Source organism: Microbacterium alkaliflavum (assembly GCF_044325405.1).
GTDB classification, from domain to species: Bacteria; Actinomycetota; Actinomycetes; order Actinomycetales; family Microbacteriaceae; genus Microbacterium; species Microbacterium alkaliflavum.
In genome coordinates, this window is sequence record NZ_JBIQWL010000011.1 from 35,961 (window position 1) to 50,610 (window position 14,650).

At 70.9% G+C, this 14,650-nt stretch carries 14 protein-coding genes; 7 read left to right on the forward strand and 7 right to left on the reverse strand.

The annotated features are described in order from the left end of the window. The first annotated feature begins 1 nt into the window (after position 1). Positions 2-667 carry a GAP family protein gene (locus ACH3VR_RS19940; protein ID WP_397558078.1) on the forward strand — a complete coding sequence of 222 codons (666 nt, stop codon included), beginning with the start codon at positions 2-4 and terminating at the stop codon, positions 665-667. A gap of 81 nt (positions 668-748) precedes the next feature. Here ACH3VR_RS19940 and ppk2 read toward each other — a convergent pair whose 3' ends face one another. The 4 genes from ppk2 to ACH3VR_RS19960 all read right to left on the reverse strand — a co-directional run bounded on the left by ppk2 (position 749) and on the right by ACH3VR_RS19960 (position 6,804). Continuing rightward, a complete protein-coding gene (gene ppk2, locus ACH3VR_RS19945; RefSeq protein WP_397558079.1) occupies positions 749-1,654 on the reverse strand; it encodes a polyphosphate kinase 2 in 906 nt (301 codons plus the stop codon). Between the two features lie 84 nt (positions 1,655-1,738). Next, complete coding sequence (locus ACH3VR_RS19950) at positions 1,739-2,545, reverse strand: isocitrate lyase/PEP mutase family protein (RefSeq protein WP_397558080.1); 807 nt, start codon at positions 2,543-2,545, stop codon at positions 1,739-1,741. Between the two features lie 168 nt (positions 2,546-2,713). Then, positions 2,714-3,865 carry a peptidoglycan-binding domain-containing protein gene (locus tag ACH3VR_RS19955; protein WP_397558081.1) on the reverse strand — a complete coding sequence of 384 codons (1,152 nt, stop codon included), beginning with the start codon at positions 3,863-3,865 and terminating at the stop codon, positions 2,714-2,716. Positions 3,866-4,077: 212 nt separating this feature from the next. Beyond that, positions 4,078-6,804: a lamin tail domain-containing protein gene (locus ACH3VR_RS19960; protein ID WP_397558082.1), complete on the reverse strand. Its 2,727-nt coding sequence runs from the start codon at positions 6,802-6,804 to the stop codon at positions 4,078-4,080. 174 nt (positions 6,805-6,978) lie between these two features. On the opposite strand from ACH3VR_RS19960, the gene ACH3VR_RS19965 reads away from it, so the two are divergent. The 6 genes from ACH3VR_RS19965 to ACH3VR_RS19990 all read left to right on the forward strand — a co-directional run bounded on the left by ACH3VR_RS19965 (position 6,979) and on the right by ACH3VR_RS19990 (position 10,825). After that, entirely contained in the window at positions 6,979-7,440 is a 462-nt protein-coding gene (locus ACH3VR_RS19965) for a methyltransferase family protein (RefSeq protein WP_397558083.1), read from the forward strand. Between the two features lie 61 nt (positions 7,441-7,501). Then, complete coding sequence (locus ACH3VR_RS19970) at positions 7,502-8,359, forward strand: aldo/keto reductase (RefSeq protein WP_397558084.1); 858 nt, start codon at positions 7,502-7,504, stop codon at positions 8,357-8,359. 57 nt (positions 8,360-8,416) lie between these two features. Then, positions 8,417-8,878 (forward strand): SRPBCC family protein, encoded by a 462-nt coding sequence (locus ACH3VR_RS19975; RefSeq protein ID WP_397558085.1) that lies wholly within the window; start codon positions 8,417-8,419, stop codon positions 8,876-8,878. Then, on the forward strand, positions 8,875-9,213 hold the full coding sequence (locus tag ACH3VR_RS19980; RefSeq protein ID WP_397558086.1) for an ArsR/SmtB family transcription factor: 339 nt from the start codon (positions 8,875-8,877) through the stop codon (positions 9,211-9,213). The genes ACH3VR_RS19975 and ACH3VR_RS19980 overlap by 4 nt, the downstream gene beginning before the upstream one ends. Positions 9,214-9,267: 54 nt before the next feature. Beyond that, complete coding sequence (locus ACH3VR_RS19985; RefSeq protein WP_397558087.1) at positions 9,268-9,993, forward strand: histidine phosphatase family protein; 726 nt, start codon at positions 9,268-9,270, stop codon at positions 9,991-9,993. After that, entirely contained in the window at positions 9,977-10,825 is an 849-nt protein-coding gene (locus ACH3VR_RS19990; RefSeq protein WP_397558088.1) for an NAD(P)H-hydrate dehydratase, read from the forward strand. Before ACH3VR_RS19985 ends, ACH3VR_RS19990 begins: the two co-directional genes overlap by 17 nt. 7 nt (positions 10,826-10,832) lie before the next feature. Here the strand turns inward: ACH3VR_RS19990 and ACH3VR_RS19995 are convergent, their stop codons facing one another. The 3 genes from ACH3VR_RS19995 to ACH3VR_RS20005 are packed head-to-tail and all read right to left on the reverse strand — an operon-like array spanning position 10,833 to position 14,568. Next, the gene (locus tag ACH3VR_RS19995) at positions 10,833-12,875 is read right to left on the reverse strand and encodes a vWA domain-containing protein (RefSeq protein ID WP_397558089.1); all 2,043 of its coding nucleotides are present in this window, start codon (positions 12,873-12,875) and stop codon (positions 10,833-10,835) included. 18 nt (positions 12,876-12,893) lie between these two features. Further along, positions 12,894-14,285: a sigma 54-interacting transcriptional regulator gene (locus ACH3VR_RS20000; RefSeq protein WP_397558090.1), complete on the reverse strand. Its 1,392-nt coding sequence runs from the start codon at positions 14,283-14,285 to the stop codon at positions 12,894-12,896. Positions 14,286-14,337: 52 nt separating this feature from the next. Further along, complete coding sequence (locus ACH3VR_RS20005; RefSeq protein WP_397558091.1) at positions 14,338-14,568, reverse strand: hypothetical protein; 231 nt, start codon at positions 14,566-14,568, stop codon at positions 14,338-14,340. Positions 14,569-14,650 lie beyond the last annotated feature (82 nt).

The following is a 14,650-nucleotide window of genomic DNA, read 5'->3' on the forward strand; positions in this document are numbered from 1 at the left end:
CATGGACCTGATCGTCCGCATGCTGCCGCTCGCCCTCGCGATCGCGTTCAGCAGCGTGCCGATCCTTGCGGCGCTCATGATCCTGCTCTCGCCCAACGCCAAGCGGTCGGCGGTACCCTTCCTGATCGGCTTCGTCGCCGGCATGTTCGCTGTCGTGTCGCTGTGCACGGTGTTCACGCAGCTCGTCCCCTCGGCGCGCCTCCCCCGACGCGAGGACCATATCGTCGGGCAGTTCGAGATCGTGGTCGGCATCGCGCTCGTCCTCCTCGGGCTGTTCGCGCTCTGGCGATCGCGCAGGAGCACCGAGCACAGCATCCCTGACTGGCTCAAGTCCACCGAGAAGCTCGGGCCCTGGTCGGCCTTCGGGCTCGCCCTCCTCCTCAACATCCGGCCGAAGAGCCTCCTGATCGCGGTCGCTGCGGGTCTCACGCTGCGCGCCGACGCGCAGTCCGTCGGGGAGGCGATCGTCGCCCTCGCGGTCTACACGGCGATCGGCGCGTCGACCGTCGCCATCCCGATCATCGCGGCGGCCTCGTCGCCGCAGCGCGTGCAGCCGCGGCTCGTCCGGGGCCGCGAGTGGCTGGTCCGCAACGGCGAGGTCGTGGCGAGCATCATCCTGCTGCTCATCGGCGTGCTCGTCATCGGGGCAGGTTTCGAGCGACTCTGATCACGCCGGCGAGGGGTGGATGCCTCACCCCGCCGCGGCCGCGCGTACCGAGATCGCGCGGCTGCAGAGCTGACGCCCCTGTTATTCGTCAGCGGTCTCCTGCTTGCCGCGCATCACGAGCAGCGGATCGGGCGCGCTCACGACGCGGTCGTCGCGACCTTCGTAGTCGAACTGCCCGAGGAAGAACCGCATCGCGTTGAGGCGGGCGCGCTTCTTGTCGTTCGAGCGGATGATCGTCCACGCCGCGTGCTTCTTGTCGGTGCGGCGGAACATCTCCTCCTTCGCCACCGTGTAGTCCTCCCAGCGGTCGAGCGAGGCGAGGTCCATGGGCGAGAGCTTCCAACGGCGAACGGGGTCGAGCTGGCGGATCGCGAAGCGCGTGCGCTGCTCGGTGCGCGACACCGAGAACCAGAACTTCGTGACATGGATGCCGGAGTCGACGAGCATCTTCTCGAACTGCGGCGCCTGCGTCATGAAGGCTTCGTACTCGGCATCGGTGCAGAAGCCCATGACCCGCTCGACCCCCGCCCGGTTGTACCAGGAGCGGTCGAACATGACGATCTCGCCGGCCGTCGGCAGGTGCTGCACGTAACGCTGGAAGTACCACTGTCCCTGCTCGCGCTCGGTCGGCTTCGAAAGGGCGACAGTGCGGGCCGTGCGCGGGTTGAGGTGCTCCGTGAAGCGCTTGATCGTGCCGCCCTTGCCCGCGGCATCCCGCCCCTCGAAGAGGATGATCGCGCGCTTGCCGTTGTCCTCCAGCCAGTACTGGAACTTCAGCAGCTCGATCTGCAGGAGGTACTTCTCGCGCTCGTAGTCGTCGCGGTCCATCCGCTCCTCGTACGGATAGCCCTCCTGCCACGTGAAGACGGGATTTCCCTGCGGATCGATGAGGTCGGGGTCGGGCGTGTGCCCGTCGCGCACCGAGTAGCCCTGCTGGCGCAGGTACTCGATGTAGTCCCGCAGTCCTTCGACCGGAACGTCGTTCATTTCGCCCCTTCTCCGCTCGGGCGCACGCCCGCTCCGGCTGCATTATCGTCGCCCGAAGTGACGGGTCAGTGACCCGTCATACCCTCACGCCCCGAAGCGCCGCTGCACCTCGCCGTAGCCCAGCGCGCCGTCGAGGAAGCCCAGCGTGCCGGTCTCGAGCAGCTCGCGTCCCGCACGCTCGACGAGGCTCAGCGCGGCGCGCGCGAGGCCGCCGCCGACGCTCACCCGCTTCACCCCGAGCGAGAAGAGCGTGGGTGCGTCGATGATGTTCGACGCGAGCCCCGCCACGATGTTGAGCGGGGCGGGAATGGATGCCGCGAGCCGGCGGATCGACTCCTCGTCGTTCACGCCGGGCACGAAGATGCCGTCGGCGCCGGCCTCGAGGTAGCGGTGCGCGCGCTCGACAGTCTCCGCGAACGGGTCGGCGGCATCGCCGATGAAGAACGCGTCGGTGCGGGCATTGAGCACGAACGTGCCCTTCGGCGCCGCCGCCCGCGCCGCCTCGAGCCGCTCGACGGCCTCGTCGATTCCGAACAGACGGCCGTCGACCGTGTCCTCGATGTTGGCGCCCGCCAGGCCGAGCTCCGCGGCGCGCGCCACCGTCGTGCCGACGTCGGAGGCGGCATCCCCGTATCCCGCTTCGAGATCCGCCGTCACGGGAACGCCGACGGCGGCGACGATCTCGGCGATTCGCGCGAACATGACCTCCGGGTCGAGCGCGTTGCCATCGGGGACCCCGTAGGACCACGCGATGCCGGCGCTCGTCGTCGCGATGGCCGGGAATCCGACCTGCTCGAGGATGCGGGCAGATCCGGCGTCCCACGCATTCGGGATGACGAACCCGGGACCGGCGTGAAGGGCGAGCAGGGCGGCGGCTGGGTCAGTGGGCACGACTGTATTCAGGCCCGTTGACCCGTGCCCCGTCAAGGGCTACCAGCCGAGCTCGCCCTGGTCCTCCTGAGCCCGTCAGCCGCGGCTCGGGGCGGATTCCGTCAGCGACACGCCGGCAGCCGCGGCGTGTCGAGGACGGGACGCGCCCCGAACCCGGCACCCGGGTCCCTACTGCGCGGGGGGCTCCTCGCTGCTCTCCGGCTCGGGCTCCGTCGTCGGGCTCGGCGACGCGAGCGACTCCTTCAGCTGCGCGATCGCGTGCTCGAACGCGGCGACGGTGGCGGCATCCACCGCTCCCGTCGGCTCGACGCCCAGCTTGGTCTGGAATTCCTTCACGGCGTCGGTGAGCTCGGGCGTCCAGACGCCGTCGACCGGCCCGTCCCAGAATCCGAGGAGTTTGAGCGTCTGCTGCACAGCGGCCGTCGACGCCACCGACGCCTGCGCGGCCGCTCCGCCCTTCGCCGCGATCGCTGCCTGAAGCGCGTCCGCCGTCGCCTTGTCGACCGTGCCCGTGACGGGGAGTCCGGCGGCCTTCTGCAGATCCTCGACCGCCTGCACGGTGAGGGGCCCGTAGATGCCGTCGACGGTCCCCGTGTAGAAGCCCGCCGTCGCGAGGTCCTGCTGCAGCGCCGTCGTGTACGCGCGGACCGCCTCCTCGGCCGCCGCCTGGTTCTGGTCGGAGATGCAGCCGGCGTCGGCGAACAGCCGCAGCCACGCCATCTCGAGCGCGACGGCGGCGCTGTTGAACTGCTCCGACGCGGCCTCGAGCGGTGTGTCGTCGGTGATCGCGCCCTGCGCGTCGGAGAACTCCGACTCGGCCTGCTTGACACGGTCGACCGTCGCTGCGGGTGCGAGCGGGGTGCTCGTCGGAGCCGGGGTCGCTTCGACCGGTTCGCCCGTCGAGCCGGACTGAGCGTTCGCGAGCGCGGCCTGCGCGTCGGCGAGCTCCTGGTGGGCCTTGTCGAGCGCCTGGCTCGCCTCGACCGCGGCCTCGGCGCCGCCGAAGGCGTCCGCTCGCGGCTTCACGAGATCGGAGCCGGCGTCGCGGACATCGCCGACGGTGGGTGCCGTGTCGTTGAGGACGTCGCCGTAGCGGTCGAGCGCCACGATGTAGTCCTTGCTCGCGTCGCAGAACTTCGACGAGGCCGCGGTGAGAGCGTCCTCGGCTTCGGCCACGGCCTTCTCCTTCGCGGTGACCTTGGCCTGCGCCACGTCGACGCTGCTCACGTTGCCGCATCCGGCGAGGGCGACCGCCGCGAGGGCGAGCCCGGCGAGGGAAGCGGCGAGAATCCCTGGCCTCCGCGTGCGATCACCGAGCATGAGTCGTCTCCTCGATCAGTAGGCGTCGGCTCATCATGGCAGTCCCGCGAAGGCTGAGCCGGGACATTCCGCTGAACTCTTCGCACGCCGCCCGAGCAGCGCGGGAGGAGATGACGCCGGGGAAGGATGCCGCGCCCCCACGCGACGTCCCACGGCGCCATCTCCCCCGCTCGTGGGCGCGGACGGAGCCGAGGCCCCGACCGCGCACCCTCTCAGTTCTTGCCCTTGCCCGGGGCCGGCTTGACGTCCTTCGTCGCCTTCGACGTCACGGTCGCCGGCAGGTAGCCCGGCTTGGTGCCCGTCACGGCGACGGTGATCGCCTTGCCGACCTGGTCGGAGCCCAGCCGCAGCACGGCGCTCGTCGCGCCCTGGATCGGCTTCCCGTCCGCGAGCCACTGGTAGCCGAGCTCGACCGGGAACGGACCCCACACGGCGAGCGCGACGAGCGTCTTGCCGGCCTGCGCCGATCCGAGCACGATCGGCGTGTGCGTCGCGAGCTTCGGACCGGTCACGAACACCGTCGCCGAGGTCGAGGCGGGCGCGAAGCCCGTCTTGGTCCCGGTCACGGTGAGCGTGATCGTCTGCCCGACGAGGTTCGGATCGGTCACTGCGAGCGGGGCGTCGGCGCCGAGCACCGTGGCGCCGGCCGTCCACTGGTAGTGGGTCGCGACTCCGGCATCCCACGTCCCGACGTTCGCGGTCAGCGTGCCGCCGACGGCGGGCTTGCCCGAGATCGTCGGCGTCGGCGTCGCGGTCTGCGACAGGCCGAGCTCGACGTCGATCGTGCCGCTCCAGAGGGAGTGGCCGAAGCGGTTGCCATCGTCGGCCCACAGCACTTGGCGCTGCCCGTTCACCGCGGTGGACAGCGGCGCCACGATGAAGCCCTCGAGGTTGTAGTTCGGCAGCCCCGTCGGCGTCGCGTAGTCGCGCTCGACGGCGAAGTGCCCGTCCGCTGCGACCTTCAGCAGCGTCGTCGCGTTGCCGCACGTGTTGTCGCAGTGCGCCCAGATGCGCCCGAGGTCGGCGTCGAACGAGACGTCCATGACGCCCGCGAGGCCCGTCGGCACATCGGCGACGCGCACGAAGGTGTGGTCGGCGTTGAGCGCGTACGCACGGAGGTGACCCGTCTTCTCCACGGCGCCGAAGAACAGGCCGCCCGCGACCTTGCCGGCATACGAGGCAGGGTTGTAGACCGTGCCCTGGTCGGTCTTGAAGCCCGCGCCGACGAGGAACGAGTCGGGCACGTAGGCGACACCCTCGAACCCGAGGTTGGCGTCGGCGTTCGTGAAGTCGAGGTCGCTGGTGAGCACCCACTGGTCGGTCGCGACGAGCGTCGTCGCGGACGAGGTCGGGTCGAATTTCAGAATCGAGTCGAGCGGGATGCCGGACGCGGCGTTGTCGCGCTCGGTCGTGATGTACAGGGAGCCGTCGGGGCCGACCGTGATGCCCTCGGAGTCGGGCAGGCCCGTGCCGCCGGGGAAGCGGATGTCCTTGCCGGCGATCCAGCCGTTCGCGGTGTCCTTGATCCAGGTGTCGGCCGACTTCACGAGGCGGTAGACGTGGCTCTTGTTCTTCACGGCGTAGAGCACGCCCGAGTCGTTCGGATCGAAGGCGAGGCCGCTCAGATCCTGTCCCGACAGTGTCGTCACCCACGCGCAGAGCGGGTCGATCGTGGTCGGCGACGGGCTGCCCGGCCACGCGACCAGATCGGCGGGAACCGTGCCCGGCGCGGAGCCGGCGTCTTCCGTGTCGCAGGGCGCCTCGGCACCGGCCTCGCTGCCGCCCGTCAGCGGCGGGATGCCCGCCTGGCACGCGGCGGCGTTCGAAGCACCGAAGCTCGCGTCGAGCACCTCGAGGAAGGTGTCGGAGCCGTCGGGGCACGCGGCGAGCGCGTGGTACAGGTGGTCGGTGTTGACGTTCTCGTCGACGCCAGCCTGGCCCGCGAGGTAGGTCAGCTCGTCGACCAGGATGCCGTCGGGCGTGTAGATCTTGACGGCATCCCCGCCGCTGGACAGACCCGGGCCCGACGAGAAGACCCCGTAGCCGCCGGCCGGGATGCTCGTCGCGAGCACGCCGTCCACGTAGAGGCCGGCGGAGAAGTCGGATGCCGAGGCGAAGCCGCCTGCGTTGCTGTCGGTCTGCTTCCACCCGGCGACGCTCACGGCGTGCGAGCCGGTGTTGTGGAGCTCGATGAGGTCGTTGTCGGCGAGCGGTGCGTAGCCGATGTCGCTGTTGTCGCTCGTGATCTCGTTGATCGCGATGTCGGCGTAGTTCGGGTCGGTCGGAGCCGTCGTCGTGCCGCCGGTGCCGTCGCCCGTCGTGCGCACGTCGGCAGGCTTCGCGGTGCCGTGCGTCGAGGCGCCCGGCGAGCCGATCGAGCCGGTCGCGCTCGTCCACGAGCCCTCGCCGTCGCCGGCCGTCTCGATCGTCCAACCGGTCGTGCCCGACTGGGCGCCCAGGTGCGCGGCGTCGACGGCGGCGGCCGCGCCCTTGCCGGGGAAGAAGCCGCTCACGTACGACACCGAGTCGACCTCGGCGTTCGCGCTGTCGTAGATGTGGACGGCGTTCGGCCCCTTGTTGAGGGTGACGCTGCCGTCGTTGACGATCTTGACCGAGTCCTTCAGGCCCCAGTCGGCCCGGAACGCTGCGGCGGTGGCATCCGTGATGATGACCGACTGGCCGGGGGCGACAGTGCCGAGGCCCGCGAGCGGGACGCCGCCCGGCGTCGCGGCGTTGTTGCTGAACGACCACCCGCTCAGATCCTGGGGCGCGTCGCCGACGTTCGTGAGCTCGACGTACTCGCCGTCACCTCCCGTCGCGATGAGGCCGCCGTAGGCGAACTCGGTGATGCGGATCGCCGCACCGGTCGTCGCGTTCGCGGTGGGAGCCGCGGCGCCGAGAGTGAGGACGACAAGGGAGGCGGCGACGGCCGCACTCACGGTACTGCGCAGATGACGCACGGAAGGGCCTCTTTCGTCGGGTCGGAGGGAGCCACTGCACACCCTCACGATCGCGCCCGAAATCCGCGCGAACGTCAGGGGAACAGCAGGAGAACGTCGGCTTGCCGCAGAATGACGCGGCTTTCCGCATGACGCCGGGTCTACAGTGCGACCATGGCCGACGCCCCGGCGTACCGCATCTGGCCGCCCGTGGCACTGGGCGTGCCGCTGCTCGCGGGCTTCGCGATCACCGGCCTGTGGGGTGACCCTGTCGCGCTTCCCCCGACGACCTCCCGGTACATCGCGGTCGTGCTCATCGTGGCGTTCGCGCTGTGGAACGGGTGGGCGCTCTGGCTCATGGCACGGCACGAGACGGCGCTGCTGCCGGGCGGCGCGACGAGCACGATCCTGGATCGCGGTCCCTTCCGCGTCAGTCGCAATCCGCTCTATCTGGGGCTCATCGCCCTCGATGTGGCACTGGCGCTGCTCTGGCCGTCGTTCTGGGCGCTCGTGTTGACTCCGCTCGGCATCGCGGCGCTGTGGTGGGGCGCCGTCGCACCGGAGGAGCGCTATCTCCACGACAAGTTCGGCGACGAGTACGACGCCTACCGTGCGCGCGTGCGGCGATGGCTGTAGACCTGCGTGCGTCGGCGACCGACAATCGGAGCATCATCCCTGCCCGAACAAGGGAGTGACCATGACATCGAGCCTCGCGCTCTCGAACGGTCTCCGGATGCCGCAGATCGGCCTGGGCGTCTACCTCGTCACCGACGTCGCCGTGTGCGAGTCGAGCGTGAAGGCCGCGCTCGACTCCGGCTACCGGCTCATCGACACGGCGATGGCCTATCGCAACGAGCGGGCCGTGGGGCGCGGCATCCGCTCCTCGGGCGTCCCACGCGACGAGATCTTCCTCACGACGAAGCTGTGGCCATCGGACTACGGCTACGAGAAGGCGCGCGCGGCGATCGCCGCGTCGCTCGAACGGCTCGACTGCGGCCACATCGACCTGCTGCTCCAGCACCAGCCCGTCGGCGACGTGCAGGGGGCGTGGCGGGCGATGGAGGAAGCGGTCGACGCGGGCACCGTGCGCGCGATCGGCGTCAGCAACTTCACGGCGGCCGATCTCGGTGAGCTGCTGCCGAAGGCGCGCATCGCTCCCGTCGTCGACCAGGTCGAGCTGCACCCGCACTGGCAGCAGCCCGACCTGCTTCCCTACCTCGCGGCGCATGACATCGTCCCGGAGGCGTGGTACCCGCTCGGCCACGGAGCGAGGAAGCTCCTCGACGAGCCTGCCGTCGCGTCCGCGGCCCGCGCGCACGGCAAGTCCGCCGTGCAGGTCATCCTGCGGTGGCACGTGCAGCGGGGTTTCGTCGCAATCCCGAAGTCGACCGACCCTGCCCACATCGCGGCCAACATCGACGTCTTCGACTTCGAGCTGACGGCGGGCGAGATGGCCGACATCAACGCCCTCGGCAAGGAGCGGCCCATGTTCCGGATGCCGCGCCGGCTCATGAAGGCCGTCATGCCGCTCGCTCGGCCCCGCGCACTGCCGTAGCCGGGGTTGCTTGGGCAGCCAGAACAGCGTAGAAAGGCAACCAGGAGGTTGCCTATCATGACCGACATCCGACGCAGCATCGTCGTCAGCTCGTCGCTCGAGCGCGTCTGGCGCGCGATCGTCGACTCGACCGAGTTCGGGACGTGGTTCGGGGCGGAGTTCGACGGACCCTTCGACGCGGGAGTCACCACGACCGGCCGGATCGTGCCGACCACGATCGACGCCGCGGTCGCGGCCGCCCAGGAGCCTCACCGGGGCACACCGCTCACGGCTGAGGTCGTCGCGATCGAGCCGATGCGGCGATTCGCCTTCCGGTGGCATCCCGTCCCGGACTCCGACGTGCTCACGCTCGTCGAGTTCTCCCTCGCCGAGGAGGGCGACGGCGTGCGCGTCACGATCACCGAGGACGGCTTCGACGCTCTGCCCGCCGAGCAGCGCGACGCCGCGCGCGAGGGGAACGACGGCGGCTGGGATGCCCAGACCCGCCTGCTCGCCGGCTACCTCGCCTCACGACCGTGACGACAGCGCTCGCCGAGAGCGCGCCGCTGTTCGCCGCGCTCGGCGACCCGATGCGCCTCGGCATCGTCCTCACCCTCGGCGAGGGCGGTCCGCTCACCTCGGCGCGCCTCGCGGCGGAGCGCCCCGTGACGCGTCAGGCCGTCGAGAAGCACCTGGCGATCCTCGCCGATGCAGGGCTCGTGCGCAGCGAGCGGCGCGGCCGCGAGCGCTGGTGGAGCGTCGAAGCGCAGGCCGTCGGCTCCGCCGGGAGCGCGCTGCAGCAGGCGTCTCGCCGATGGGATGCCGCTCTCGAGCGGCTCCGAGCGCACGTCGAGGACCCGCCCGACCGCACGTGACTCCGGCTTGTCAAGCCTGCGGCGCGCGACGGGGCAGGTCCCTAGCCTGAACGGATGGTGGTCACCGATCTGTGGCTCGTCCGGCACGGCGAGAGCGTCGCGAACATCGCCGCGACGCGCGCCGAGCGCGAGGGACTGAAGAGGATCCCGATCGACATCCGGGATGCCGATGTGCCGCTGTCGCTCACGGGACGCGACCAGGCACGTGCCCTGGGCTCGTGGTGGGAGGCACACCACGAGTCGATCGACGTGACGTGGGTGTCTCCGTATCTGCGGGCGCGGGCGACCCTTGGGATCGCCAGGGAGGCCGAGGCCGACCCGGCTCCCGCGATCGTCGACGAGCGACTGCGCGACCGGGAGCTCGGCGTGCTCGACCTGCTCACCCGTCACGGCGTCGCCAGCATCCATCCCGAAGAGGCGGAGCGGCGGCGGCACCTCGGCAAGTTCTACCATCGCCCGCCGGGCGGGGAGTCGTGGGCCGATGTGGCCCTCCGCCTCCGGTCGTTCCTCCGCGACGAACTGCCCACGTGCGAGGGTGGCGGGCTCATCGTCGCGCACGACGCCGTCGTCATGCTTGTGCTGTACCTCCTGCTGCCCCTCGAGGAGACGCAGCTGCTCGAGTTCGCGGCATCCCGAACCGTCCTCAACGCATCGGTGACGCACCTCGCCGTGAGTGACGGCGGCTGGGAGCTCGTCGAGTTCGCCGACGTCGCCCACCTGAAAGTCGAGGGCGCGCCGGTCACGGTGCACCCGGGGAACCCCGATGTCGAACCCGAGTGACACCGCGGTCACGCCCGAGCTGCTGCGCGGCTGGGGGCTGCCCGATCCCGGCGAGTCGAAGAAGTCGCGCGGAGACGTCGTGGTCGTCGGCGGGTCGCGCCGCTCGCCCGGTGCCGTGTTCCTCGCCGGGGAGGCGGCGCTGCGGGTCGGCGCCGGCCGGCTCGCGGTCGTCGTGCCGACGTCGATCGACGGTCGACTCGGAGTCGTCATGCCCGAAGCCGCCGTGCACTCGCTGCCCGAGGACGCCGACGCGCAGATCGGCGGGGCGCCGAAGGAGGCCTTGGAGGCCGCCGACGCCGTGCTCCTGGGCCCCGGATTCGACGACCCTGACCAGACGCGTGCGACGCTGCTCGCCGTGGCCCGGCTGGGGCTGCGCTGTCTCATTCTCGACGCGTTCGCGCTCGGCATCCTCCGCTCCGTCGACCGCTCGACGCTGCCGCGCGATCTCGTGCTCAGCCCCAACAAGGACGAGGCCGCGATCCTGCTCGGACGCGAAGCGGACGAAGGGGACGAGCCCGACCTGCTCGAGATCGCACAGCGCTACGACGCCGTCGTCAACTGCTACGGCCACGTCGTGACGCCGAGCGGCGAGTCGTGGCGCATCTCGGCCGGCGGCCCGGGCCTGGGCACGTCGGGCAGCGGCGACGTGCTCGCGGGCGCCATCGCGGGCTTTGCGGCACGCGGTGTCCCGCCTGCGCGGGCCGCCGTATGGGGCAGCTGGGCGCACGCTCGCGCCGGCGACCGGCTCACGGACACCGAGGGCATCGGCTTCCTCGCGCGCGACTTGCCGCGCGAGCTCACGCGCGCGGTCGCGGAGGTCACGCGCGGCTGAGCCCGGGCTACCACCACCATGATCGGCCGTGCAGCATGTCGCCGAAGTCCTCGGGCGAGCCGCGACCCGTGTGCTTGGAGCCGAGGTAGCTGTCGACGACCGCGCGGCCGAGGTCGTCGAGCTCGGGCGCGACGACGTGACCGCCCGCGCGGCGCGCGAGCGCGTCGATGAACCGTGCGAGACCCGGATCCTCCCCGAGGCGGAAGAAGGTCGTCTGCGCGCCGAGGCGCTGCACCGTGTCGAGCTCGCGCACCGTGGCCGCGACGGTGTTCGGGTCGGGCGGGTAGGCGAAGTGCACGCGGCCGTCGGGCTCGAGGTGCGAGGTCGGCTCGCCATCTGTGACGATGAGCAGCACGGGCTGCGCCGTGGGGTTGCGGCGGAAGTGCCGTTGCGCGAGCAGCAGCGCGTGCTGCAGGTTCGTGCCCTTGTCCCACACGGCGTCCTTGGCCGTCAGCTCTTCGATGTCGATCACCTCGGCATAGCGCGCGAATGCGATGAGCTGCAGCTTGTCGCCCCGGAACCGGCTCGAGATGAGGTGGTGGAGCGCGAGCGCCGTGCGCTTCATCGGCACCCATCGTCCGTCCATCGCCATCGAGAACGACGTGTCGACGAGAAGCGCGACGGCGGCCTGCGTGCGCTGCTCGGTCTCGACGACCTCGACATCGCGCGTGTCGAGCCGCACGCCGGCTGACACGTCGCCCCCGTCGGCGACGGTGCGCAGCACCGCGTTGGAGACGGTGCGCGGGATGTCCCACGGCTCGGTGTCGCCGAACGCCCACTCGCGCGTCGAACCCGTCCGGTCGCCCGCCGCCCCCGCATTGCGGGTCTCGCGGCGTCCCGTGCGTCCGGACTGCCGCGTCGCGATGTCGCGCAGCAGCGCCCGGCCGAGCTGTCGCATGGCCCGCGGAGTGAGCCGCAGCGCACCGTCGGAGGCCCGCTGCAGCATCCCGGTGTCCTTCAGCTCCTGCTCGAGCTCGCGCAGGGTCCGCGCGTTCACCGCTGCTTCCTCGCCGATGAGCCGGGAGAGCGCGTCGAGGTCGATGTCGTCCATGCGCGCGCCGGGGTACGCCTGGCTGAGCTGATCGGTGAGCGAATCGAGGTCGGAGAGGTCCTGCATGACGCCGGTCGCCTCGCCGAGCCCTGTCGGCTGGTCGCCCGAGAAGGATGCCGAACCCGACCAGTCCTCGCCGGGGCGGAGCGATCGCAGATTGTCGTCGAGGCGCGACAGCGACTGCATGAGGTCGGGCGAGCCGAACGCCTGCGCGGCGAGGCTCATGAGCTCCTCGCGCTGCTCGGGCGTCATCGAGTTGAGCATGCGCTGTGCCGCCGCCGCGCGCTGGGCCAAGGCATCCATCAACTCGTCGAGGTTCTTCGGGTTCTCGGGGAACTGGTCGCCGTGCTTGCGCATGAACTCGTCGAAGTCGTCCTGCGTGTCCTCGCCCATGCGGCGCTTCTCGAGCAGGCCGTTGAGGTCGTTCAGCATGTCGCGGATCGCCTGGCGGTCGGCATCCGTCGCGTTCTCGAGTGCGTTCTTCATGCCGGCGAACCGCTGGTCGAGCAGCTCGCGACCGAGGAGCTCGCGGATGCGGTCGTAGTCGGCGCGCGCGGTCGGGCTCTGCCACTCGTAGTCGGCGAGGTCGTTGACGGCCGCGGCGGTGCTCGCCGGCAGGTTCTCGAGCCGCATCTCGGCGAACGCCCGCACGTCGTCGTCGAGCTTCACGTCGCGCACGAGCTGCTTGCGCTCCTCCAGCACCGCGTGGTCGAGCAGCTTGCGGATCTCCTCGAGCGTCCCGTCGAGCCGGTGTCGGCGAAGCAGCTCGGACCGTCGCTCCCGCACGCGCCGTGCGAGGTCGTCGAGCCCCAGCTGGTCGCGGCTGCCGCGGCGCAGGTATTCACGCATCGCCCGCTCGGCGGACGTGCCGCTCATGACGTCCTGGCCGATCGCCTCGAGAGCGGCCTGCACCTCGACGGGCGGCGCGAGGGGATCGCCGCCCGCGTACCGTCCGTAGCGCGCCGTGTGGGCCGGCGCCCGGTGGAAGCCGCGCACCATCAGACGGACCCCGTGATGTCAGCCATAGACCGTCTCGCCCGCGGCGCTGTCCTTGCCGATGCGGCGCTCGAGGTAGAGCCATTCGAGCAGCAGCTCGAGGGCGCCGGCGCGCTCGCCCGGCGTCTGCGCGTCGAGCCGCTCGGCCACCTTGTCGTAGAGGTCGGACTCGCCGAGCACGGGCATGGCGGCCAGCACGTCGGCGGCCGCCACCTGCTCTCCCGTCATGACCGTCACCCCGTCGTGCAGCGCTTCGACGAGCACGCGGGAGTCGATCCCGCGCAGGTGCGCACGGGCCGTGTCGGCGACGGCGGTGCGGAGCAGGTGTTCCAGGATGCTGCGCTCGCGGCCCTCCTCGCCGGTCTCGAACTCGATCTTCCCGCCGAGCACGTCGACGGCCGTCTCCAGGTCGACGGGCCGGGCGACCGCGACCGCTTCGTGCTGACGCGTCGCGCGGTGCAGGGCCGCGGCGGCGATCGTCTCGGCACCGGCGATCGCGAAGCGCGCCGAGACGCCGGCGCGCTGGTCGACGGCATCCGACTCCCGCAGGTTGCGGGTGAATCGCGCGAGCACCTCGAGCAGGTGCGCGGGCACCTCGGCGACGAGGTCGGCCTCCTGCCGGATGACGGCGACCTCCTCTTCGATCGTCAGCGGGTAGTGCGTGCGGATCTCGGCTCCGAACCGGTCCTGCAACGGCGTGATGATGCGTCCGCGGTTCGTGTAGTCCTCGGGGTTCGCCGTCGCGACGACGAGCACGTCGAGGTCGAGGCGCAGGAGGTAGCCGCGGATCTGGATGTCGCGCTCCTCCATGACGTTCAGCAGTGACACCTGGATGCGCTCGGCGAGGTCGGGCAGTTCGTTGATCGCAACGATGCCGCGGTGGCTGCGCGGCACGAGCCCGTAGTGGATGGTCTCGGGGTCGCCGAGCGACCGGCCCTCGGCGACCTTGATCGGATCGACGTCGCCGATCAGGTCTGCCACCGACGTGTCGGGCGTCGCGAGCTTCTCGGCGTAGCGCTCGCTGCGGTGCCGCCACGCGACGGGCAGGTCGTCGCCCAGCTCAGCGGCGCGGCGAAGGGATGCCGGGGTGATGGGGTGGAACGGATGCTCGCCGAGCTCCGACCCTTCGATGACGGGAGACCACTCGTCGAGCAGGCCGTTGAGACTCCGCAGCAGCCGCGTCTTCCCCTGTCCGCGCTCGCCGAGGAGCACGATGTCGTGCCCGGCGAGGAGCGCTCGCTCCAACTGCGGGATCACCGTCGCGTCGAATCCGTGGATGCCGGGCCACGGGTCGGTTCCCTCGGCGAGCGCGGCGAGGAGGTTCTCGCGGAGCTCGACGCGGACGGGCCGATAGGCGTGCCCCGACTCGCGCAGCTGTCCGGTGGTGGAGATCGCTGACGGCGACGGTGTCATGCCCGGAGGCTACGCCGCCTGCGCAAGGGTGAGGGCCGGATGAGCCGAATTCTCACCCGACGCCGTCGGGTGCGCGGGTGAGCGCCTGCACCGACAGCACCTCGGCGCGCAGGTCGTCGAGGTCGGCCAGCATCGTCAGCAGGCCCTGTTGATCGGGGACTCGACCGACGAGTCGTGTCAGCCCCTCGGGGGCGGGGAGAACCTCGAATCCGTCCAGCGAATCGACGAGCTCACCACCCAATGTGCCTCGGATGACGACCTCGAAGACACCTCCGTGCGTCATGACCACTCCGTTCCGAGGCATCCCTGTGTGCCGGCACTCCGATGATCGGGATCGCGAGGGCGGTCGCGCATCACCCGACGAG